Origin of the sequence: Candidatus Propionivibrio aalborgensis (assembly GCF_900089945.1) — a bacterium.
GTDB lineage: Bacteria > Pseudomonadota > Gammaproteobacteria > Burkholderiales > Rhodocyclaceae > Propionivibrio > Propionivibrio aalborgensis.
Genome location: NZ_FLQY01000215.1, coordinates 1 through 23,414, shown reverse-complemented (window position 1 = coordinate 23,414; position 23,414 = coordinate 1). Strand labels below are relative to the sequence as shown.

The following is a 23,414-nucleotide window of genomic DNA, read 5'->3' as shown; positions in this document are numbered from 1 at the left end:
GACAGCCCTGTGGCGAGCACCGAAACGGATCGTTTGTTGGCGCACATTCGTTGCGACGAACCGGAACTCGCTGCCATTCTGGCCGACTGGCTTGCCAACGTGTTTACGGCACCGGATCTGGCGGCAGCGTTGGAACGTCGCGAGAATTTGTCCGGCGCCGCCTGCTGCGTCACGCCGGGAGGGGATGTGGTAAATCGGCAGAGTGTTACCTTGTTTGCGCCAGACGCGGCAGAGCACGGTCTGCTCGAACGGCAGCGCGAAATCGAGGAACTCGGGGCGCTGATCGCACAACGCGAGGAACGGGTCGAAGAGGAGCATGCGCGACTGGCCGAGATCGAAGCGCGCATGGAGGATGCCCAGAGCGCGTTGCAGGAATCCCGCAAACACCTCAACCAGCTACAGGAACAGGCACACGCGTTTCAGGTCGAGACTCTCAAGCTGGCACAGGCAATGGATCGCTTCCACGAACGTCAGGGGCAGATCGACGCCAACCTGACAGAGATGGCCGCCGAAGAAGATATCGAGAACGAGCGCCTGAATTGTGCCGATGCGGCCATCGAGGGACAACGCGAGCAGATTCGCGAGTTGCAGGTTGTACTGGATTCGTCGCGAGTGGACTTCGATCAGACGGAACAGGTGCTGCGTGACGAGCGTGAGCAGGCCGGTCGTATCGAACGCGAATTGCGGGAGTCGCAGTTTGCGCAACGCGAGTGTCGCAACAAGATCGAGGAAATCGCGCGGAGTCGCGAACTTGCACTAAAACAGATCGAGCGTATCGTGGATGAGTTTGCGCGTTGCGCCGAAAACGTGGAGGCCATGCACGCGGAAGATCTTGAGCCCAGGCTTCAGGAGGCGCTTGATCAGCGGGTTGGCCGCGAACAGTCGCTGGCCGCCGTGCGCGATGCGCTGGAGGCGGCAACCAACGCGTTACGCGGCCTCGAAGAGCAGCGCATGAAGCTTGAGCACAACCTCGAACCCTTGCGCGAACGAATCGGCGAGCTCAAATTGAAGGAACAGGCAGCCGGCCTCAACTGCGATCAGCTTGCGGCGCAATTGCTCGAAGTGCAGGCCGACGAGCCAAGCCTGTCCGCCGAGTTGTCCGGTGCCCGTGCCTCCGCACTACAGGGCGCGATGACTGCGTTGCAACGTTCGATTGAGGCGCTTGGCGCGGTGAATCTCGCCGCACTTGAGGAGCTTGAATCGGCACGCGAACGGAAGACCTACCTTGATGCGCAGTCGGAAGACCTGACGCAGGCGATGGAGACACTGGAAAACGCCATTCGGCGTATTGACCGCGAAACGCGTGATCTCCTGCAATCCACGTTTGATGCTGTCAATCGCAGCTTTGGCGAACTCTTCCCGATCCTCTTCGGTGGTGGCGAGGCGCGACTGATCCTGACCGGCGAAGAGATTCTCGACTCCGGCCTGCAGGTCATGGCACAACCGCCAGGCAAGAAGAACTCGACGATTCACCTGCTCTCCGGTGGTGAAAAAGCATTGACCGCGATTGCATTGGTGTTTTCGATGTTTCAACTCAATCCGGCGCCGTTCTGCCTGCTTGACGAAGTGGATGCGCCGTTGGACGATACCAATACCGAACGTTTTTGTGCGATGGTGCGACGTATGTCGGCCAACACGCAATTTCTGTTCATCAGCCACAACAAGATCGCGATGGAAATGGCGCAGCAGCTTATCGGCGTAACGATGCAGGAATCCGGGGTTTCGCGCATCGTTGCGGTGGATATGGACGAAGCGCTGCGCATGCGCGAGCAGATCGTTTAGGAATAGACATGACTGAACTGCAAACTGGTTTGATTGGCCTGGGTGTTGCCGCCGTTATCGGCGTGGCAGCCTATAACAAATGGCAGGAATACCGACACCGCAAGTTGGCGGAGCAGGTCTTGAACAATCATCATGCAGACATCTTGCTTGACGAATCGGGGGGTGACGTCTCCGGTGCCGCTCATGCTGCCAATGCGCTGAAAGCCGATGTTGAGCGCGAAGCACCGGCCAATACGGCAGCAGAGCCGTCGCTGGATTTCAAAGAAAACCTGCCCGCTTTCCTGATGCCCGGCGAGCGGGTCGAGCCCGTTTTCCACGATGATCAGCAGCACTCTGAGCCTGACATGGCGCGCCAGGAGCCTGTCGTCGAGCCAGCTTCCTCTTCGGCAGTATTGGAGCCTGAACCAAGCCCGAAGGTCGAAACCGTTACCGACCGAATTTCAGGCATGTCGCGACTTCCTGACGTGGAAAAGAGTGCGAAGGACGGTACCGAGTACGCGCATTTGCTGTCTCCTCTGATCGATTACGTGGCAGCTTTTGAAACGGTCGAACCGTTGCCGGCCAACCAGATTCTTGATGCGCAACGTGCTGTCCTGATGCGCATCCGAAAACCGGTTCATTGGATCGGTTACAACGAATTCACGCGCGAGTGGGAGCCGATCATCGATGACGGCGACATTGAGTATCGTCGTTTCAGGATTGGCGTACAACTGGTCGATCGCCAGGGGCCACTGGATGACAGCGACCTTTCTGTCTTTCATATTGCCATGCAGGATCTTGCCGCAGATCTGATGGCCATTGTTGACCTGCCTGCCCGCCAGCCGGCGCTTGACGCGGCGGCAAAGCTCGACGCGTTTTGCGCCAGCGTCGATATTCAGATTGGAATCAATGTCATCAGCCAGGGGCAGGCCTTCCCCGGAACCAAGCTGCGTGCGCTTGCCGAGGCGGCAGGAATGCTGGCTGACGGTGAAGGGCATTTCGTACGTAGCGACGACGAGGGCAACGTGCTCTTTGTGCTGCACAATCAGGAAGCGCAAGGGTTTTCCGTCGAGTCGATGAAGACGATGAGCACGCACGGCATTACCTTTTTGCTGGACGTCCCGCGCGTTTCGCACGGAGAACGCGTATTCAACCAGATGGTTGATCTGGCGCGGCGATTCTCCGAAGCGCTGCGTGGATCATTGGTGGACGACAACCATCGCCCGCTTTCCGCCGCTGCTTTGGACCCGATTCGCAGCCAGGTGGGACGGTACCAGGCGGTGATGGCCGAGCATGGCCTGCCGGCTGGCGGGCCGCTGACTCGGCGCTTGTTCTCCTGAGCTGGGATTCTCCACGCATGAACGGCCGCGAACGCGCCCTCGAGTTGCGCGCCGAGATCGAGAAACACGACCACCAGTACTATGTTCTTGATGCACCGCTGATTTCGGATGACGAATACGACCGCTTGTTTCGCGAGTTGCAGGCGCTTGAGCAGGCGCATCCCGAACTGCTGACGGCGGATTCGCCCACGCAGCGCGTAGGTGGCAAGGTGCTCGATGGCTTCGCGTCCGTGCGTCATGTCGTGCCGATGCTGTCGATCCGAACCGAAACCGACACGACAGCGAGCGGCGCCTTCGCCTTCGACGCACGCGTGCGCCGCGAACTCAAGCTTTCCGAAGATGATCCGCCGGTCGAGTATGCAGCCGAGTTGAAGTTCGACGGTTTGGCGATCAACCTGAGATACGAAGACGGCGTGCTGGTAAGCGCCGCAACTCGTGGCGATGGTGAAACGGGCGAAGAGGTTACCGCAAACGTCCGCACCGTCGGGCAGATTCCGTTGCGTTTGCGAACCGAGGAGCCACCCGTCGTGATTGAAGTGCGCGGCGAAATTTACATGAAACGCGACGATTTCCTGCGCTTTAACGCGCGTGCTGAGGCGGCCGGCAAGAAAATGCTGGTTAACCCGCGCAACGGCGCCGCTGGAAGCATTCGTCAATTGGATTCGCATATCGCCGCCAGCCGGCCGCTTTCCTTCTATGCCTACGGTCTTGGCGAAGTCAAAGGCTGGAAGGTGCCGGTTACGCACAGCGCTGTTCTCGACGCCCTTTCGAATTTCGCATTGCCCGTTTGCGCCGAGCGCGCCGTACTGCACGGGCCGCAGCCGTTGGCCGATTTTCATCGGCGCATTGGGGAACGACGCGCCAGCCTCCCATTTGATATCGACGGCGTTGTATACAAGGTCAATGCGCTCGCGCTCCAGACACAGCTCGGCTTTGTTTCGCGCGAGCCACGCTGGGCGGTAGCGCACAAATACCCGGCCGAGGAAACCAACACCGAAGTGCTTGGCATTGATATACAAGTGGGCCGAACCGGTGCGTTGACGCCGGTAGCGCGACTCGCGCCGATTTTTGTCGGCGGCGTCACGGTGACCAACGCGACGTTGCACAATGAGGACGAAATCCGGCGCAAGGATATACGTGTTGGCGATACGGTCGTCGTGCGTCGTGCCGGCGATGTGATACCGGAAGTCGTGCGTGTGCTGCCCGAAAAACGACCGATCATGGCAGCCGAGTTCGTTATGCCAGGATTCTGCCCGATTTGCGGGTCGCACGTGGTTCGGAGTGAGAATGAAACCGTGGCGCGTTGCAGTGGCGGATTGTTTTGCCCCGCACAGCGCAAGCAGGCGCTGATTCACTTTGCTTCGCGCCGGGCCATGGATATCGAAGGCCTGGGAGATAAACTGGTCGAGCAACTGGTTGATGGTGGCGTTGTGCGAACGCCGGCCGATCTGTACAAGATGGGCTTGCTGGCCTTGGTCAGTCTGGAGCGCATGGCCGACAAATCGGCAAGTAATCTGCTGGCGGCGATCGAGAAAAGCAAACAAACGACGTTGGCGCGTTTCATCTACGCGCTGGGCATACGCAATGTCGGGGAGACAACGGCCAGGGATCTGGCGCGACACTTTGGTTCGCTTGATCGAATCCTTGCGGCTGACGAAGACGCCTTGATGCAGGTTGATGATGTCGGTCCTGTAGTAGCTCAGTGTTTGCGCGAATTCTGCGCTGAACCGCATAATCTGGAGGTCGTCGAACAATTACGCGCGGCTGGTGTCGTCTGGGCCGAAAACCCGGTTGAAAAGACAACGCAGCCGGTTGAGGACAGCGTCCTGGCGGGCAAGGTATTCGTGCTGACCGGAACGTTGCCATCAATGACGCGCGATGAGGCCAGGGCGATGATTGATGCGGCTGGAGGCAGGGCAAACGCGACAGTCTCAAAGAAGACTGACTACCTTCTGGCTGGCGCTGAAGCGGGTTCCAAGCTGGAGAAAGCACTGAAGTTGGGTGTGGCTGTGATCGATGAGGCCCAATTTCGGTTAATGTTAGGGCAAGCGCAAGAGGAATGAAATAATGAAAAAAGTAAAAAAGGCGGTTTTCCCCGTTGCCGGCCTCGGTACTCGATTTCTGCCGGCGACCAAGGCCAGTCCGAAAGAAATGATGCCCGTTGTCGATAAGCCTTTGATCCAGTACGCGGTCGAGGAAGCGGTCGAAGCCGGGATCAGCGACATGATTTTCGTCACCGGACGGACAAAGCGATCGATAGAAGATCATTTTGACAAAGCCTATGAGCTCGAGAGCGAGCTGGCGCTGAAGAACAAGACGGAAATGCTCGAATTCGTCCGCAACATGCTGCCAAGAAACATCAACTGCATTTACATCCGCCAGACCGAAGCCCTGGGGCTTGGCCACGCGGTGCTTTGTGCCAAACCGGTAGTTGGCGACGAGCCCTTTGCCGTACTCCTGGCGGACGATCTTCTCGTTGGCCAACCGCCGGTGATGAAGCAAATGACGGATACCTACGATTACTACCGCTGTTCAGTGGTCGGCGTGCTTGATGTCCCGCGTGCAGAGACAGCCAGCTATGGCATGGTCAGGTCGGCATCAGTCGCGGAACGCGTTGAGCGCATCGAAGGGATTGTCGAAAAGCCGAAACCCGAGGATTCTCCCTCGACCTTGGGCGTGGTGGGCCGGTACATTCTGACACCGCGTATTTTTCATCATCTGGAGAAGGTAAAGCCGGGTTCTGGCGGCGAGATTCAATTGACGGATGCCATGGCCTCACTGATCCTCGAAGAGCAGGTTCTTGCCTACCGCTATGTGGGCACTCGATTCGACTGCGGCTCTAAGTTGGGTTATTTGCAGGCCACCGTGGAATTCGGCCGACGTCATCCCGAAGTGGGTGCTGCATTTTCAAACTATCTGGCCAATCTCGAATGAACGGTGAAAATGCGCAACAGGCAAAGGATATTCTTGCTTCAGCGGAGTTGATTCATCCGGCAGAGACGGTTGTTGCGGCGGTAACCCGTGTTGCCGGCGAAATTTCTGAGCAGCTGTGTGAAAGCAATCCTTTGCTGCTGTGCGTCATGAGCGGCGGCGTGCCTTTTGCCGGACATCTGATGACGCAGTTGAATTTCCCTCTCGATTTTGACTACTTGCACGTCACACGTTACGGTCAGGATACGGCCGGAGGCGCATTGTCATGGCGCTCTGCACCTTGGACTCCGGTCAAGGGACGCACCGTCCTTATCATCGACGACATCCTTGACGAGGGTCTGACGCTGGCTGCCATCGTCGAGCGCATCAAGCAACTCGGCGCGAGGAATTGTTATACCGCTGTGGCGACCGACAAGTTGAATGGCAAACAAAAGCCGATCAAGGCGGACTTTGTCGCGCTGACGGTTCCGGACCGCTTCGTGTTCGGTTTTGGCATGGACGTTCGTGGTGCGTGGCGGAACCTCCCGGCAATCTATGCCGTGAAGGACGAATGATGAGTGAAATGCTGGCCGTTATCGGGGGGAGTGGTCTTTCGCAACTGAGCAACCTCGATGTCTCTCATCGCGAAGTGGTGCGCACACCTTATGGCGAGCCGTCGGGTGCTGTAACCTTTGGTGAGATTTGTGGTCGTCCCATCGCTTTTCTGGCACGGCACGGTTATGGCCATACGATACCGCCGCATGAAGTGAACTATCGGGCGAATATCTGGGCGCTCTGCAAGCGCGGTGCCGTCGGCATCATTTCGGTCGCCTCGGTCGGCAGTATCCGGGCTGACCTCAAGCCTGGCGATCTGGTTATTCCGCATCAGATCATCGATTACACGTGGGGGCGAAAATCCAGTTTCCATGAAGGGCCGGAATGTACGCTCACGCATATCGATTTCACCGAACCCTATGACAATGCCTTGCGTGAACAACTGCTTTCAGCCGCTGGAGCCGCTGGAATTCCAGTGAGCACGGTTGCTGTTTACGCGGCGACACAAGGGCCACGACTGGAAACGGCCGCCGAGATCAATCGCCTTGAGCGGGACGGTGCCGACGTAGTGGGTATGACGGGTATGCCGGAAGCCGCCTTGGCGCGCGAAATGGCCGTGCCCTATGCAGCAATCAGCGTGGTGGCCAATTATGCGGCCGGCCGGGCCGACAGTCGTCAAGGAATCAGCTTTGAAGCGATTCAGGACGTGCTGCATGAGTCGATGGGTCATGTGCGTACGATCATCGAGAAGATGGTGGGCTGTGGCGATCCGAACCGTCCTTAGGATGGGTGATCCGCGCCTGTTGGAACAGGCGCGCGCGCTCGAGTCCTTCGCCTCACCGGAACTGCTCGCCCTGATTGCCGATATGGAAGAGACCATGCACCATCTCGATGGTGCGGGTCTTGCTGCACCACAGATAGGCGTCGCCCTGCGCGTAGTGATTTTTGGATTTGATGAGAATCCGCGCTATCCGGAAGCTGGCAGCGTACCCTACACGGTGTTGATCAATCCTGTTCTGACGCCGCTCTCTGACGCGATAGAGGAGGGCTGGGAGGGATGCCTGTCCGTGCCGGGACTCCGCGGTTCAGTGCCGCGCTGGCAGCATCTGCACTATCGGGGTTTCGATCCTTTCGGGCAGGAGATTGAACGTTCGGTCGAAGGATTTCATGCACGGGTCGTCCAGCATGAATGCGATCATCTTGACGGAGTTCTATACCCGATGCGGATGACTGATTTTAGCCGTTTCGGGTTCGTTGATTCATTTCTTCAAGACTCAACGGCCAGCACTTCGGACTGAATTCATTCAGAGCTTCAAGAGATCCAGCAATTCCGTTTCCAGCTTGATCCGGCTGCTTTGCTCGCCGAGATCCCCGCCGCTGATCAGGAATGTATCTTCGGCGCGTTCACCTAGCGTGAAAATCTTCGCAGTATGGAGGTTGGCGCCATGAGCCGCTAGCGCCATGGCTACGATATACAGTAGACCGGGACGGTCGGCAGCGATGATCGAGAGAACGAAGAGTACGCCTTTTTCATCGGGCTGCAGCGTCACCAAGGGCTCTATTGTTACGAGCGGCTTGATCGGGAAATGCTTGACCTGGCGCGAAACACGCCCGCTTGCCGGCACCTCGGGTGGCGCTTGCTGCATGAGCCGGTCGATCAGTTCATGTTCAATGTAGCTGATCATGTTGCGGTCGCTGTCACGGCCACTGACGTCTTGCAGCATGAAACTGTCCAGCGCATAACCGTTGCGCGTCGTATGAATCTTGGCGTCCATGATGTTGTAGCCTGCCCGGCTGAAAAAGCCGACCAGACGGGCAAAAAGATAGCGCTGATCCTTGGTGTAGGCCATGACTTCAATGCCGTCGCCATGGGGGTTGATGCGGGCCTTGACCACCGGTTGCGCGCTGTCCGAACGGTAGTGCAGGGCGCGCGCGTGCCAGGAAATCTCTTCGGCCGAATGGCGCAGGAAATACACTGTATCGAGCTGCTTCCACAATTGTTCCTGTGCGGCCTCCGGAACCGCAAAATAGCGAAGAAGCCGCAGTGCTTCCTCTTGCCGCTCCTCGACGAGTCCTTGCGTCACGGGGGCCTTCCCGCCCGCCCGCAGCAGCCGGCGTGTCTGGCTGAACAGTTGTTCAAGCAGGCGGCCTTTCCAGCTATTCCAGACTTTCGGACTGGTGCCGCGAATGTCGGCGACTGTGAACAGGTAGAGCGCAATCAGGCGGCGCTCATCAACGACGTTTGCCGCAAAATTGCCCAGCACGTCCGGGTCGGAGATGTCCTGTTTCTGGGCGACGCTCGACATGACAAGGTGTTGGCGCACGAGCCAGACAATAAGCTCGCTGTCTTCTGCATACAGGCCGTGTGCAGTACAGAATTCCTGTGCATCGACTGCACCAAGCTCCGAGTGAGAGCCGCCGCGCCCCTTGGCGATATCGTGGAACAGGGCGGCAATGTAGAGCACCCAGGGTCGATCAAAGCCGCTGATCAGCTGACTGCAGAACGGGTATTCGTGGCTGTATTCCGTTTCTGAGAATCGGCGCAGGTTGCGGAGGACCTGCAAGCTGTGCTGGTCGACGGTATAGGCGTGGAACAGGTCGTGCTGCATCTGGCCGACGATGGCGCCGAAGTTGGGCAGGTAGCGGCCGAGGATGTCAAACTGGTTCATGCGTCGCAGCTCATGCAGCACCCCTTTCGGCTGCTTGAAGATCTCGATGAAACGCATCCTGTTCTCGGGATCCTGGCGGAAATCGTCATCGATCAGAACGCCTGCCCGCCAGAGCGAGCGAATTGTGCGTGCCGTCATGCCTTTCAGTTCGGCATGCTCCTGCATGAGCAGAAACGCTTCAAAAATTGCGGCAGGGGTTTGGTTGAAAACGTTTTCGTGAGCAATGTCGAGTAACTGGTTGGTGCACTGGAAGCGCTCATTGACCGCCAGCGCGGCTTGCTTCGGCGAGGGAAAGATCGCGCTGCCGATGTTTTGTAACAGAATCACATTGAGCTGGGTAACTGTTTTCGCCGTCTGAAAATACTTCTGCATCATTTGCTCGCTGGCGCGCCGGGTCGGTATTCCGGTAAACCCCAATTGCTTTGCGATCACGGACTGATAGTCGAACAGAAGGCGATCTTCACGGCGCCCTACGTGGAGGTGTAGCTCGATGCGCAAGCGTTGCAAAAACAATTCCCTGCGCTCCAGGCCTTGTGCTTCATCGTGCGTGATGAAGCCGTGGCGCTCCAGATCCTGCCAGCTCGCGCCATAGCCTGCCGCCTGGGCAATCCACAGGATGCATTGCAGGTCGCGCAAGCCACCCGGGCTTTCCTTGCAGTTCGGTTCGAGGCTGTAGGGTGATTCCTGAAAACGCAGATAACGCTCGTCTTGCTCCATCCGTTTGGCGTGGAAGAACTCCTGCGGGTTGAGATTGGACCGGAATTCAGTGTTGAACTTCGAGAACAGTTGCTCATTTCCGATGAGCAGTCGGGCTTCGACAAGTGCCGTCCTGACCGTCAGGTCGCCTGCGGCCTCATTGAGGCATTCCTCAACCGTGCGAACGCTATGGCCTATCTCCAGTCCGATATCCCAGAACAAGCCAACCAGTTGCTCAAGTTTTTCGGTGAGCATTGCGTCGGGCATTCCCGGAAGCAACAGGAGCAAGTCAACATCGGATGCCGGCCACAGTTTTCCGCCCCCGTAGCCACCAACAGCGAGTAGCGCCAGGGACTGCGGGAAGCACAGCTCCGTCCACAATTCACGCAGAAGGTCGTCCACCAGTTGGCAGCGCTCGTGGAGCAAGCGTGGAGCATCCGCTTCGGCCAGGTAGCGTTCGAAAATAGCCGCCTGACCAGACTGCAAGCGTGATTTGTAGCGGGCGAGTAGGGCGTTGCGATCGTCTAAGTCAAGTTTCATGAGGACAGCTTGACCCATTCCGGCGGCTTGCGCGCGCCCTCGGAGAGCGTAAGAACTTCAAATCCGGTTTCGCGAACAAGAATGGTATGTTCCCATTGCGCCGACAAGCTGTGATCCTTGGTAACGATCGTCCAGCCATCGGCCAGCTCACGGATCGCCGCCTTGCCGGCGTTGATCATGGGTTCAATGGTGAAGATCATGTTGGCTTTCAGCTCAATTCCGGTACCGGCCTTGCCGTAGTGCACGACCTGTGGGTCTTCGTGGAATCGTGCGCCGATACCGTGTCCACAGAATTCACGCACGACCGAGTAGCCGGATTTTTCGGCATACTGTTGAATGGCATGGCCGATATCGCCGAGATGGGCACCGGCTCTAACCTGAGCGATGCCGAGCCAGAGGCATTCAAAAGTGACCTCGCAAAGCCGTTTCGCCTGAATCGAGACTTCACCAACATGAAACATGCGGCTGGTATCACCGTGATAGCCCTGCTTGATGGTGGTGATGTCAAGATTGACGATGTCGCCATTCTTCAACTGCCTGTCGCCGGGAACGCCATGGCAAACCTGGTGATTTATCGAGGTGCAGATTGATTTTGGATACGGCTTGTACCCGGCGGGCGCGTAGTCAAGCGGTGCGGGTATGCAATTCTGAACATCGACCATGTAGTCGTGGCACAGTTTGTCCAGCGCTCCGGTGGTGACGCCAGGTTTGATAAATGGAGTGATGTAATCAAGGACTTCCGAGGCCAGGCGGCCAGCGACCCGCATTTTCTCGATTTCTTCAGGAGATTTCAGTGTGATGCTCATGTTCATTGAGGGTCGAGGGGTTGAGTGATGTGGCGAAGGATAAAGTAAGGCGCGCGCTTAGGCAATTTTCCCCAACGAAAGATTGAGGTGTCGACGCCGTCCGGCTTCACGTTGATGTGCAAATCGATTGCAGAGACACAACGACATTGTCAGTGGAACTTCGTCGTGTCCGATGGTACAATCGCCGGGTTTTGCCGACCCGTGTCGGTGGAACATGCGCATTGCAAGTGTGCCATTGTGGTACATGAGGCGCGCCGAAAATGGTGCGCAGATTACGGTGCGCAAAAATACGCACATTCGCCCGATCAAGGGTGCCTGTCAGTTTTTCAAGGCGGGCTAAAGGGGCGAATGGTGGCTTAACCCTGATATGAAGGAAGAAAGTATGTCTGCAACTATGCGTCAAATGCTGGAGGCCGGTGTTCACTTTGGCCATCAGACCCGCTTCTGGAACCCCAAGATGGCTCAGTACATCTTTGGTGCCCGTAGCAAGATCCATATCGTCAATCTCGAAAAGACGCTCGCCAAATACAACGAAGCCATGGCTTTTGTGCGCAAGCTGTCGTCCAACAAGGGCAACATCCTCTTCGTCAGCACTAAACGCCAGGCGCGCGAGATCATCGCTGAAGAAGCCAGCCGCTGCGGTTCGGCCTACGTTGATCAGCGCTGGTTGGGCGGCATGCTGACCAACTTCAAGACAATCAAGCAATCGACCAAGCGTCTCAAGGACATGGAAGCCATGACTGAAGATGGGTCGCTGGAAAAGCTTGGTAAGAAAGAGGCGCTGATGACACAGCGCGAGCTGGCCAAATTGCAGAAATCCATCGGCGGCATCAAGGATATGAATACTTTGCCGGATGCGCTGTTCGTCATCGATGTCGGTTACCACAAGATTGCCATTACCGAAGCGAACAAGCTTGGTATTCCGGTTATCGCCGTTGTCGATACCAACCATACACCGGAGGGCATTGATTACGTCATTCCGGGCAACGACGACTCTTCAAGCGCGATCCGTTTGTATGCGCGGGGTGTAGCCGACTCAATTCTCGAAGGTCGCAGCCAGTTCGTTGAAGAAATTGTTGCCGCTGCTGAATCCGGCGATGAATTTTTTGAGGAAGCAGAGCAGTAATCCTCGATCGTTTTGCTCCACTTGCCTGCAATGGCAAGTGTGACCGGAAACAATTCGTTTGAACTGTTTTAATCAGGCGCGGCCGGTTGTCCGGCCATGCCTGCAAGTGGAGAGAAAAATGGCGGCTATTACCGCAAGCATGGTGGCAGAACTGCGTGCAAAGACTGACGCACCGATGATGGAATGCAAGAAGGCGCTGACCGAAGCCAATGGCGATCTGGGCAAGGCCGAAGAAATTCTACGTGTCAAGCTGGGCAACAAAGCGACCAAGGCCGCTACTCGAATCACCGCTGAAGGAGCGGTTACCATCAGTATTTCAGCCGATGGCAAAGTGGGTTCGATCATCGAAATCAATTGCGAAACAGACTTTGTTGCAAAGAATGACGAGTTCTTGCAACTGCTCACGGGTTGTGCAGATCTGGTAGTCGACAAGAATCCTGCTGACGTCGCCGCCCTGTCGCTGCTGCCGATGAAAGACGGTAGTGTCGAATCGACCCGATCGGCGCTCGTAGGCAAGGTCGGCGAAAACATGTCGATTCGCCGTTTCGCCCGCGTAGAGGCAAAGGGCAAGCTTGCTTCATACATCCACGGCGGCTCCAAAATCGGCGTGCTGCTGGACCTGCAGGGTGGAGATGAGCAACTGGGCAAGGATCTGGCGATGCATATCGCTGCTTCCAAGCCGAAAGCATTGGACAGCAAGGGCGTTTCAGTTGAACTCCTCGATACCGAGCGCCGCATTGCTATCGAAAAGGCGCGCGCCGACAATAAACCGGAAGCAATGCTCGAGAAGATCGCCGAGGGTACAGTTCAGAAATACCTGAAGGAAGTGACTCTGCTGGCTCAGGTGTTCGTCAAGGCTGAGGACGGCAAGCAGACCATTGAGCAGTTGCTCAAGATTAAGAATGCTTCGGTTGCCGGGTTTACCTTGTACGTGGTCGGCGAAGGTATCGAGAAGCGGTCGAACGACTTTGCTGCCGAAGTTGCTGCTCAAGCGGCGGCTGCACAGAAATAAAACAGAGAATTCCGACTGCCATGAGCGAAGCTGCCACCCCAAAATTCAAACGAATACTGCTCAAACTCTCGGGGGAAGCCTTGATGGGTTCTGATGCTTACGGCATCAACCGCCAGACAATCTCCGAAGTCGTTTCGGAGGTCAAGAGCGTTGTCGATTTGGGGGTTCAGGTAGGCGTTGTGATCGGCGGCGGAAATATCTTTCGGGGCGTTGCTCCCGCTGCTACCGGAATGGATCGTGCACAGGCTGACTACATGGGAATGCTGGCCACGGTGATGAACGGTCTGGCACTGCAGGATGCGATGCGCGTCGCTGGAATGGTTGCCCGCGTCCAGTCGGCACTGAATATCGAACAGGTCGTCGAGCCCTATATTCGTGGTCGGGCAATCCGTTATCTGGAGCAGGGTAGAACCGTGATCTTTGCTGGCGGCACAGGAAATCCTTTTTTCACGACGGATACGGCCGCTGCCCTGCGCGGTGCCGAAATCGGGGCAGAGATCGTACTCAAAGCAACCAAGGTTGATGGAATTTATTCTGCCGATCCGAAGAAGGATCCCCTGGCGACAAGATTTGATCGGATCAGTTTCAACGAAGCGATTTCCATGAACCTGGCCGTGATGGATTCGACAGCTTTTGCGCTGTGTCGTGACCAGAAACTGCCGATCAATGTCTTCTCGATCTTCAAACCGGGCGCGCTGAAGCGGGTGGTGCTCGGCGAGAACGAAGGAACGCTGGTGTATAGCTGAGGGAGGAAGAAATGTCGATTGCCGAGGTGAAGAAGACCACCGAACACAAGATGCAGAAATCGCTTGAGGCGCTACGGGTCGATTTGGCGAAGGTTCGTACGGGCCGTGCTCATATCGGGCTGCTGGATCATGTCCAAGTCGACTATTACGACTCGATGGTGCCGGTGAATACCGTTGCCAACATTACCTTGATTGACTCTCGTACACTGGGTGTTCAGGTCTGGGAGAAAACTTTGGCGCCAAAGGTCGAAAAGGCCATTCGCGATTCCGATCTTGGACTTAATCCGGCGTCACAGGGTGAGCTCATACGCGTTCCGATGCCTGCGCTGACTGAAGAACGACGTCGCGACCTGATCAAGGTGGTCAAACACGAGTGTGAAGTGGCGCGTGTTGCCATGCGTAACCTGCGACGGGACGCGAATGCCACCCTTAAGGATCTTCTCAAGCAGAAGGAATGCTCGGAGGATGATGAACGCCGGGCACAGGACGATATCCAAAAATTGACTGATAGGCATGTTGCAGAGGTCGACAAACAGTTTGCCCAAAAAGAGGCAGAATTGATGGCCGTTTGAAGTCCGTCGCAAAGGCACTCAAAATGGCGATCTTTACCAGTTCAACTCGAGATATTCCGACCACTGCCGCAGTGCCGCGTCACGTTGCCATAATTATGGATGGCAATGGACGCTGGGCCAAAAAGCGCTGTCTGCCACGCTTTGCCGGGCATCGTCAAGGTGTTGAGACGGTGCGCGATACGATCAAGTATTGTCTCGAAGCCGGAATCGAGTACCTGACCCTCTTTGCTTTCAGTTCAGAAAACTGGCGTCGCCCCGAAGAGGAAGTTAGCCTGCTCATGCAGCTTTTCATGCGTGCGTTGCAGCAGGAGGTTTCCAAGCTGGAACGCAATGGTGTTCGCCTGAAAGTCGTTGGTGATCTTTCACCTTTTGATCGGGATTTGCAGTCGCTGATTCTCGCTTCCGAACAGCAGACAGCCGTCAATGACAAGTTGACTCTGACCATCGCGGCCAACTACGGCGGGCGATGGGACATCTTGCAGGCAGTCAATCGCATGGTTCTGGCGCATCCGGAAAAGAAGGGGGTCTGGAGTGAATCTGACCTTGCGCCTTATCTCGCCATGAACTACGCACCGGAGCCCGACCTTTTCATTCGTACGGGCGGGGAAGAACGGGTCAGTAATTTTCTGCTGTGGCAACTTGCCTACGCTGAATTTTACTTTACCGACACCCTCTGGCCCGAATTTGACTCGACGGCCTTCGCTGCGGCGATTTCCTCTTATCAGCAGCGTGAACGTCGTTTTGGGCGAACGAGCGAACAACTGATCCGTGGCCCTTTGTCTGTTGTGAACGCCGATCATTCGCCGGAGAACGCAGGTTTGGTCCGCCCGGCAAACTTGAAGATAAATGCTTAAAACGCGGATACTTACCGCGATCTTCCTTTTATCGGCCTTTTTCCTGGCACTGTTTTATTTGCCTCCACTCGGCTGGAGCATGTTTGCTACCCTTATTGCCGCTATTGCCGCCTGGGAGTGGGGCGGGCTGATGGGTTTGGGCAATAACTTGCGTATCATGTTGGGCGGGGCGTTTATCTTCGTTTGTGCGGCACTTGTTGCTCTGGAACCCGCAGCACTGGGGCTGGAGGATGGATTCTCAGAAGCGGCTTGGGCCTTGGGGCGCTGGTTTTATCTTCCGGCGGCGGCGTTCTGGTTGCTCGGCGTGCCCGTGTGGCTGAGACGCCGCTTACCGCTGCCGAAATCTCTACTCGGTTTGCTGACTGGCTGCGTGCTGATCCTGCCGACTTGGCTGGCTTTGATACAACTGAGGCAGGCTGGTGCGACAACGTTAATCGCGATAATGGCTACTGTCTGGGTGGCGGATACTGGCGCCTATTTTTTCGGGCGCACCTTCGGCAGTCACAAACTGGCGCCAAGCATCAGTCCAGGCAAAACTTGGGAAGGTGCGGTGGGCGGTGGCTTGGCGGTGATCGTTTATGGCTTTGTCTTCTCCTCAAAGTTGCCGGCAGTACTTTCTGGCAGCTTTGTTTTGTTGTTATCTGCGCTTATTCTTCTGACGGTCATCAGTATCATGGGCGACCTCTTTGAATCGCTGCTCAAGCGTCAGGCCGGTCTGAAAGACAGCAGCAATGTTCTGCCTGGGCACGGCGGTGTGCTTGATCGGATTGATAGTCTGACCTCGACACTGCCGCTGGTGGCCTTGGTATGGCTGACTGTCGTGTATTGACAGCCTGTGATGACTTTGCAGAAACTCACGATTCTCGGATCTACGGGATCCATAGGTGTCAATACCCTGGATGTGGTTCGACGTCATCCGCAACGTTATCGGGTAATTGCCCTCTGCGCTCACAATCAGATCGACCGCTTGTTCGAACAGTGCCTGGAGTTTCAGCCGCGATTTGCCGTAGTACGGGATGCTGAACTGGCCGCGGAGTTGCAACGCCGACTAAGGTTGGCCGCTAGCTCAATTCATGTGGAGTCCGGGCCTGAAGCCCTGGTCCGAATGGCGGAATTACCGGAAGTCGATTCGGTTATGGCCGCCATTGTCGGTTCTGCAGGGCTGCAACCAACACTGGCCGCCGCAGTGGCCGGCAAGAAAATCCTGTTGGCAAACAAGGAAGCCTTGGTCATGGCTGGACCCGTCTTCATGCGGGCCGTGCGTGAAAGCAATTCAACTCTGTTGCCTATAGATAGCGAACATAACGCTATATTTCAATCACTTCCAGCTGATTATTCAGGTAGTTTATTAAAAAGCGGTGTGCGTAGCATATTGCTGACTGCTTCCGGCGGTCCGTTCCGGAATACCCCTGTCGCCGACCTCGAACACGTCAGCCCAGAGCAGGCCTGTGCTCATCCGAACTGGGTTATGGGACGAAAGATATCGGTAGATTCGGCGACAATGATGAACAAGGGGCTCGAGATGATCGAGGCTCACTGGCTGTTCAACGTCCCCGCCGAACAGATCGAGGTTGTCATTCACCCACAAAGCGTCATTCACTCGTTGGTGCAATACGTGGATGGCTCGGTGATCGCCGAACTGGGCAATCCGGACATGCGCACGCCGATAGCCCACGGTTTGGCCTATCCGGAGCGAATCAATGCCGGCGTCGAGCCGCTTGATCTGTGCAAAATCGCTTCATTGCATTTTGAGCGCCCTGACTTCGAGCGTTTCCCCTGTCTTGATCTGGCTTTCCGCGCCCTGCGCGCCGGTCATAGCGCGCCGACGACCCTGAATGCCGCCAATGAGCTTGCGGTTCAGGCGTTTCTCGATGGGCGGATCGGATTCACAGCGATATCGAGGATTATTGCAACAGTTATGGATATGTCGCCGGTTACAGAGCTGGCCGCGCTCAGCGATGTGATTGACGCTGATAGTGCAGCACGCAAGCTCGCCGAGCAAATCATCGGCGAGATGGTTTCGGTATGAACAACTTCCTTTTCTATTTGGCTGCGTTTGCTCCGCTTCTTGGGGCGCTGATTATCTTCCACGAATATGGACACTACCTCGTGGCACGCCTAGCCGGTGTCAAGGTTTTGCGATTCTCTATCGGTTTCGGTCGGGCGATATGGTCAAAACGAATTGGTCGCGACGGCACTGAATGGTGCGTCGGAGTGTTTCCCCTCGGTGGCTACGTCAAAATGCTGGATGAACGCGAGGGTGAGGTCGATCCACGAGAATTGCATCGCAGCTTCAACCGGCAGAGCGTCTGGCGACGCATGGCGATCGTTGTTGCTGGTCCTGTCGCCAACTTGTTGTTGGCGGTGCTCGTTTACTGGGGGCTCTTCTGGCACGGTACAGAAGAACTGAAGCCCGTTCTTGGCGCACCAGCCGCAGCGAGTCCTGCTGCAATGGCTGGAATTGAGGGTGGTGAGCAGGTGCGTAAAGTGGGTGACGAGGTGGTTCAAACCTGGCAGGGTATGCATTGGGCACTGATACGCCAGGCTGTTGATCAGGATTTGATCAAGCTGGAGGTGATCAATCAGCGCAATGAAATCAGTCTTCGTCGCCTCGATGTTTCGTCTGCGCGAGCAGGCGGTTGGGAAGGCGATGCGCTTGCTAAGCTGGGAATCAGCTTTTACCGTCCCAGGATTCCGCCCGTGCTTGCAAAAATTAGCCCGGACAGTGCCGCTGCTGTTGCTGGCCTGCATTCTGGAGATGAGATACTGGCGATTGACAGCAAGCCAGTCGTTACCTGGCCTGACGTCGTGCATGGCGTCCGCAGTTCTCCTGGTAAGGCCTTGATTTTTGAAGTCAGCCGGAATGGCGAACGACATGTTATCGAAGTAATACCCGCCATCATCGACGAAGGCGGCAAAGAAATCGGCCGGATCGGGGCGACGGTCAGAGATGCCGGAGCGTCGAGAAGCGATTTAATGATCACCGTTCGTTACGGACTGATATCCGCGCTGGGCAAGGCCATCGAAGAGACCTGGAATAAGTCGGTGTTTAGCTTCGCGATGATCGGGAAGATGATTACCGGCGAAGTGTCCTGGCGCAATATCAGCGGACCGGTGACAATCGCCGACTACGCAGGGCAGTCTGCGAGGCTCGGAGTGGATTACTACTTCAAGTTTCTGGCCCTCGTCAGCATCAGTCTAGCAGTACTGAATTTGCTGCCCATTCCAATTCTGGATGGCGGGCATTTGCTGTATTATGTCGTCGAAATCATCACGAAGGCGCCGCTTTCCGAGCGCAGCATGGACATTGGCCAGAGAATCGGGCTGGCGCTCTTGCTGATGTTGATGGCCTTTGCCTTCTACAATGATATCGATCGATTGATTTCCGGCTGACCTAATGATGAAGAACCTGCTAGCGGGACTGATTGCCACGCTTTTTGTGACCGGCGCATCCGCTTTCGAACCGTTTATAGTCAAGGATATTCGCCTCGACGGTATCCAGCGCACTGAAGCTGGCACGGTATTCAGCTATCTCCCGATCAAAGTCGGGGACACCATGACCAACGACAAAGCCGCGCAGGCAATCAAGACCTTGTTTGCGACCGGTTTTTTCAAGGATGTACGCATCGAAATTGACGGCGATGTGGTCATTGTTGCGCTAGAAGAACGCCCGGCCATTGCGCAGATTGACTTTGTCGGTCTCAAGGAATTCGATAAGGAGCAACTGACCAAAGGCCTCAAGGAAGCCGGATTCGCGGTCTCGCGCTCCTTTGATCGCAGCATGCTCGAGAGAGCCGAGCAGGAGTTGAAGCGCCAGTATCTGACACGCGGCAAATATGGGGTCGTAATAACGACTACGGTGACGCCGCTTGAACGGAACCGGGTGTCGATCAACTTCAACATTAACGAAGGTGATGCGGCCAAAATCAAGCAGATTAACATTGTGGGCGCCAATTCGTTCAAGGAGAAGGACCTTCTGGCACTTTTTCAGTTGCAGACTCCCAACTGGATCAGTTGGTATACAAAAAACGACCAATATTCAAAACAGAAACTTGCCGCTGACTTGGAGGCTTTGCGTTCTTACTATCTCAATCGTGGCTATCTTGAATTCAACATCGATTCGACCCAGGTGTCGATCAGCCCCGACAAGAAGGATATCTTCATTACGATAAGCATTGTCGAGGGGGATCGTTATATCGTATCTTCGATGAAGCTGGCGGGCGACCTCATTCTTCCTGAAGATGAATTCAGGAAGGCGATGAAGATCAAACCGGGCGACGTGTTTTCGCGCGAAATGCTGAACGAAAGTACTAAGGCCATCAGCGATAAGCTTTCGGCGATGGGCTATGCGTTTGCCAATGTCAATGCTGCGCCTGAGCTGGATAAAGAGAAAAGGCAGGTCGCATTCACCGTCTTTGTCGACCCGGGAAAAAGGGTTTACGTTCGACGCATCAATATCTCTGGCAACACCAAGACCCGCGATGAAGTAATTCGGCAGGAAGTTCGCCAGATGGAGGGTGCCTGGTACGACGATGGTCGAGTAAAGCTTTCGCGAGAGCGTATCGACAAAACCAACTACTTTGGCGAAGTCAATGTCGAAACGCCGCCGGTGCCAGGAACAACCGATCAGGTTGACGTCGATATCCATGTAACTGAAAAATCGACCGGGAGCATTTCTCTGGGTGCAGGTTTTTCACAATCAGAAAAACTGGTTCTATCGGGCTCCGTATCACAGGCCAACATATTCGGTAGCGGGAAATTCCTTGCATTACAAGTTAATACGGGTACGATCAATCGCACCCTTGGAATCAGCTATACAAACCCGTACTTTACAGTGGACGGTGTCAGCCAGGGTTTCGATGCTTATTATAAAAAGACCAACCCTACATCGCTGGACTACCAATACAAAACGGTGTCAGCCGGAGGAGGTATCCGTTTTGGCATTCCGATTGCGGAGAAACAATCGATCAATTTCGGCCTGGCCATTGATCAGACCAAGGTTGAAATCGATCCAACGGATCCTGACACGCCAACCCAGTATTTAAGATTCAACAATGAATTTTGCGGCTCGGGTAGTTCAACCATCCCGGCAAACCTCAGCACAATACCGACGTCATGTACCAACCTCACATTGCCATTGACAGTTGGCTGGGTCAGCGATACGAAGGATAGTGTGCTTAGTCCAACGCGGGGAGCCTTGCAGAAAGCTAATGTCGAGTTCGCTCTACCCGGCGGGGATCTCAAATTCTACAGACTTAGCTATCAGCATCAGCGATTTTTCCCGGTAACCCAGAACATGGTGCTGATGCTCAACGGTGAACTTGGGTACTCCAAGGGCCTGTCCGGACAGGAGGTCCCCTTTTACAAGAATTTTTATGCTGGTGGCGTAGGATCGGTTCGGGGTTACGATACGGCGAGTCTCGGGCCCTATGAGATTGCACCCACTACGGGCGATGAAGTGCGGTTAGGGGGCACCCGTCGGGTTGTCTTCAATGCCGAGTTGTCAATGCCTCTGTATGGTTTTGGTATCGACAAATCGGTGCGCTGGGGCCCGTTCTTCGACGCTGGACAGGTATACGGCGATAGCGATACACAAACCGGCACCTGTAACGTAGGCGGGGGGATCTGCGATCAAGGTCCGATCCGGATGTCGCTCGGTTTGGCAGCGACTTGGATATCCCCCTTCGGGCCGCTTAAATTCAGTATCGCCCAGCCACTCAATGATGAGAAAAATGATAAACTGCAAGTGTTCCAGTTCCAGATGGGACAGACTTTTTAACTCGGGAGAAGTATCTTGAACAGGAAAATTGCCACGTTGCTGGTCGCGTTGATGGCTTCGCTGCCAGTGTCTTTCGCGTTGGCATCGGAAACAGTGAAGATTGGTTACGTGAATACGCAGCGCATATTCCGTGACGCGCCCACGGCCGTCAAGGCAGCAAAGAAGCTTGAATCCGAATTTTCAAAACGCGACCAGGATCTGCAGCGCATGGCCAAGCAAATCCAGTCCTTGCAGGAATCACTGGAAAAAAATGCACTTACGATGGTTGAGACCGAGCGCCGTGCGAAAGAAAAAGACCTGAACGAGCTAACTCGAGAGTTCCAGCGTAAACAGCGGGAGTTCCGCGAAGACCTGAACCTTCGTCAGAACGAAGAGAATGCCGCCATCATCGAAAAGGCGAACAAGGCGATCAAACAGCTTGCCGAGAGCGAAAAGTATGATCTGATCGTCCAGGATGTTGTCTGGGTTAGCCCGAAACTCGATGTGACAGACAAAATAATCAAGGCATTATCCGAAGGCAAGTAATTAGCCGTGCCTGCGCAAGAAGGTCTGCGGCTCGACGAAATCGTCTCCCGCCTCGGTGGTTCTCTTGAAGGTGACGGTTCTGTCATCGTGTCGCAGGTTGGCAGTCTGGCCTCTGCAGGTCCGGGACAAATAGCCTTTCTTGCCCATCCGAAGTACCGCCAACAGCTGCAGATTACCCTGGCGGCAGCGGTTATTGTGCCGCCTCAGTTTGCCGGGGATACGGCGCTTCCGCGGATCATTCATCATAACGCCTACGCTTATTACGCTCGCGTTGTGGCCTTGCTGAACCCGAGTGCTTCGCGTCCGGCTGGTGTTCACCCGTCCGCTGTGGTGCACAGCCTTGTTCCTTCTTCGGCCAGTATTGGCGAGAACGTTGTGATTGGTCAAAATGTAGTAATCGGCCAAAACGTCACCCTGTATCCTGGCTGTATCATAGGTGACGGTGTTTCAATTGGCGACGATTCGCTGCTCTATCCGAACGTCGTCATCTATCATCATTGCGTGATCGGTCGCCGTGCGCTTATTCAGGCTGGAGCAGTTATCGGTAGCGATGGTTTTGGTTTCGCCAAAGAGGGGGAGCGCTGGGTCAAGATTCCGCAAATCGGTCGTGTAGTCATTGGTGATGACGTCGAAATCGGCGCCAATACGTCGATTGATCGGGGGGCGCTGGATGACACGATGATTGGTCACGGCGTCAAACTGGACAATCAAATCCAGATTGCGCACAACGTGGTCATCGGTGATCATGTGGCGATGGCGGGTTGTGTTGGCATTGCGGGCAGCACAAAAATCGGACGTCGCTGCACCATCGGTGGTGCCGGGATGATTACTGGCCATCTTGAATTGACTGATGATGTCCACATTTCAGCCGGCACATTGGTAAGCAAGAGCCTGCGCAAACCGGGGCAATACACCAGCATTTTCCCGCTTGAAGTGCATGAGGAGTGGCTGCGCAACGCGGCTCAGATCAAGCGGCTGGCAAAATTGGCCAAGCGGGTTTCAGATCTTGAGAAAAAACTCGAGGAAATGGAGAAAACATCTTGAATGCAATGGATATTAAGGAAATTCTTGACCACCTGCCGCATCGCTATCCATTCCTTTTGGTAGATCGCGTGATTTCGTTCGAGCCCGGGAAAGCGATTCATGCTTACAAGAACATCACAATCAATGAACCTTATTTTGTTGGCCATTTTCCGCATTTCCCGGTGATGCCGGGGGTGCTGATCATGGAGGCGCTGGCTCAGGCTGCCGGAATCCTTTCATTCAAGACCATGGGTATAAAGCCAGATGACAACTCGGTTTTCTATTTTGTCGGCATTGACAATGCCCGTTTCAAGAAGCCGGTGACTGCCGGCGATCAACTCCACTTGCATGTCGAGATACTGCGTCAGATGCGTGGCATCTGGAAATACAAGGCCGAAGCACGCGTAGACGGGGAGATCGTGGCCGAAGCAGAGCTCATGTGTGCCAAACGCGACGTGGCATGATTGCGGGGACTTGGCTTTGAGTACAGACATGATTCA

Annotated in this window: 21 protein-coding genes; 19 read left to right on the top strand and 2 right to left on the bottom strand. The window is 55.5% G+C overall.

The genetic code is table 11. The features are described 5' to 3' along the window. The 7 genes from PROAA_RS11075 to PROAA_RS11045 all read left to right on the top strand — a co-directional run. The coding region (locus PROAA_RS11075; RefSeq protein ID WP_483771114.1) for a coiled-coil domain-containing protein at positions 1-1,782 on the top strand (1,782 nt) is incomplete at its 5' end. Positions 1,783-1,790: 8 nt separating this feature from the next. Beyond that, positions 1,791-3,101: a cell division protein ZipA C-terminal FtsZ-binding domain-containing protein gene (locus PROAA_RS11070; RefSeq protein WP_186411398.1), complete on the top strand. Its 1,311-nt coding sequence runs from the start codon at positions 1,791-1,793 to the stop codon at positions 3,099-3,101. 17 nt (positions 3,102-3,118) lie between these two features. Then, on the top strand, positions 3,119-5,164 hold the full coding sequence (gene ligA / locus PROAA_RS11065) for an NAD-dependent DNA ligase LigA (RefSeq protein ID WP_186411397.1): 2,046 nt from the start codon (positions 3,119-3,121) through the stop codon (positions 5,162-5,164). A 4-nt stretch (positions 5,165-5,168) separates the two neighbouring features. Beyond that, a complete protein-coding gene (gene galU / locus PROAA_RS11060) occupies positions 5,169-6,035 on the top strand; it encodes a UTP--glucose-1-phosphate uridylyltransferase GalU (protein ID WP_186411396.1) in 867 nt (288 codons plus the stop codon). Continuing rightward, positions 6,032-6,586 carry a hypoxanthine-guanine phosphoribosyltransferase gene (locus tag PROAA_RS11055; protein WP_186411395.1) on the top strand — a complete coding sequence of 185 codons (555 nt, stop codon included), beginning with the start codon at positions 6,032-6,034 and terminating at the stop codon, positions 6,584-6,586. The genes galU and PROAA_RS11055 overlap by 4 nt, the downstream gene beginning before the upstream one ends. Positions 6,587-6,594: 8 nt before the next feature. Further along, positions 6,595-7,350, top strand: a complete 756-nt coding sequence (locus tag PROAA_RS11050) for an S-methyl-5'-thioinosine phosphorylase (protein ID WP_186411402.1) — start codon at positions 6,595-6,597, stop codon at positions 7,348-7,350. After that, positions 7,328-7,864: a peptide deformylase gene (locus PROAA_RS11045; RefSeq protein WP_186411394.1), complete on the top strand. Its 537-nt coding sequence runs from the start codon at positions 7,328-7,330 to the stop codon at positions 7,862-7,864. Before PROAA_RS11050 ends, PROAA_RS11045 begins: the two co-directional genes overlap by 23 nt. A 6-nt stretch (positions 7,865-7,870) precedes the next feature. On the opposite strand, the gene PROAA_RS11040 is transcribed toward PROAA_RS11045, so the two are convergent. Together PROAA_RS11040 and map are read right to left on the bottom strand one after the other, a co-directional pair. Then, entirely contained in the window at positions 7,871-10,471 is a 2,601-nt protein-coding gene (locus PROAA_RS11040; protein WP_186411393.1) for a [protein-PII] uridylyltransferase, read from the bottom strand. Beyond that, a complete protein-coding gene (gene map / locus PROAA_RS11035; RefSeq protein WP_186411392.1) occupies positions 10,468-11,277 on the bottom strand; it encodes a type I methionyl aminopeptidase in 810 nt (269 codons plus the stop codon). The genes PROAA_RS11040 and map overlap by 4 nt, the downstream gene beginning before the upstream one ends. 382 nt (positions 11,278-11,659) lie before the next feature. Here map and rpsB point away from each other — a divergent pair, with 382 nt between their 5' ends. From rpsB to fabZ, 12 genes are all read left to right on the top strand, one after another. Then, positions 11,660-12,403, top strand: a complete 744-nt coding sequence (rpsB, locus tag PROAA_RS11030; protein ID WP_186411391.1) for a 30S ribosomal protein S2 — start codon at positions 11,660-11,662, stop codon at positions 12,401-12,403. Positions 12,404-12,521: 118 nt separating this feature from the next. Then, positions 12,522-13,415, top strand: coding sequence for a translation elongation factor Ts (gene tsf, locus PROAA_RS11025; RefSeq protein ID WP_186411390.1), 894 nt, complete (start codon positions 12,522-12,524; stop codon positions 13,413-13,415). Between the two features lie 20 nt (positions 13,416-13,435). Beyond that, complete coding sequence (pyrH, locus tag PROAA_RS11020; RefSeq protein ID WP_186411389.1) at positions 13,436-14,161, top strand: UMP kinase; 726 nt, start codon at positions 13,436-13,438, stop codon at positions 14,159-14,161. 11 nt (positions 14,162-14,172) lie between these two features. Continuing rightward, a complete protein-coding gene (gene frr, locus PROAA_RS11015) occupies positions 14,173-14,733 on the top strand; it encodes a ribosome recycling factor (RefSeq protein WP_186411388.1) in 561 nt (186 codons plus the stop codon). Between the two features lie 23 nt (positions 14,734-14,756). Continuing rightward, positions 14,757-15,587, top strand: coding sequence for a polyprenyl diphosphate synthase (uppS, locus tag PROAA_RS11010; protein ID WP_186411387.1), 831 nt, complete (start codon positions 14,757-14,759; stop codon positions 15,585-15,587). After that, positions 15,580-16,416 (top strand): phosphatidate cytidylyltransferase, encoded by an 837-nt coding sequence (locus tag PROAA_RS11005; protein WP_186411386.1) that lies wholly within the window; start codon positions 15,580-15,582, stop codon positions 16,414-16,416. Before uppS ends, PROAA_RS11005 begins: the two co-directional genes overlap by 8 nt. A gap of 9 nt (positions 16,417-16,425) precedes the next feature. After that, positions 16,426-17,616 carry a 1-deoxy-D-xylulose-5-phosphate reductoisomerase gene (gene ispC, locus PROAA_RS11000; RefSeq protein ID WP_186411385.1) on the top strand — a complete coding sequence of 397 codons (1,191 nt, stop codon included), beginning with the start codon at positions 16,426-16,428 and terminating at the stop codon, positions 17,614-17,616. Further along, entirely contained in the window at positions 17,613-18,980 is a 1,368-nt protein-coding gene (gene rseP, locus PROAA_RS10995; RefSeq protein WP_186411384.1) for an RIP metalloprotease RseP, read from the top strand. Before ispC ends, rseP begins: the two co-directional genes overlap by 4 nt. A 4-nt stretch (positions 18,981-18,984) precedes the next feature. Continuing rightward, positions 18,985-21,366, top strand: coding sequence for an outer membrane protein assembly factor BamA (bamA, locus tag PROAA_RS10990; protein WP_186411383.1), 2,382 nt, complete (start codon positions 18,985-18,987; stop codon positions 21,364-21,366). A 51-nt stretch (positions 21,367-21,417) separates the two neighbouring features. Beyond that, complete coding sequence (locus PROAA_RS10985) at positions 21,418-21,891, top strand: OmpH/Skp family outer membrane protein (RefSeq protein ID WP_186411401.1); 474 nt, start codon at positions 21,418-21,420, stop codon at positions 21,889-21,891. A gap of 6 nt (positions 21,892-21,897) precedes the next feature. Next, positions 21,898-22,935 carry a UDP-3-O-(3-hydroxymyristoyl)glucosamine N-acyltransferase gene (gene lpxD / locus PROAA_RS10980; protein WP_222102218.1) on the top strand — a complete coding sequence of 346 codons (1,038 nt, stop codon included), beginning with the start codon at positions 21,898-21,900 and terminating at the stop codon, positions 22,933-22,935. A 5-nt stretch (positions 22,936-22,940) separates the two neighbouring features. Beyond that, on the top strand, positions 22,941-23,378 hold the full coding sequence (gene fabZ, locus PROAA_RS10975; protein WP_186411399.1) for a 3-hydroxyacyl-ACP dehydratase FabZ: 438 nt from the start codon (positions 22,941-22,943) through the stop codon (positions 23,376-23,378). The last annotated feature ends 36 nt before the right edge of the window (positions 23,379-23,414 follow it).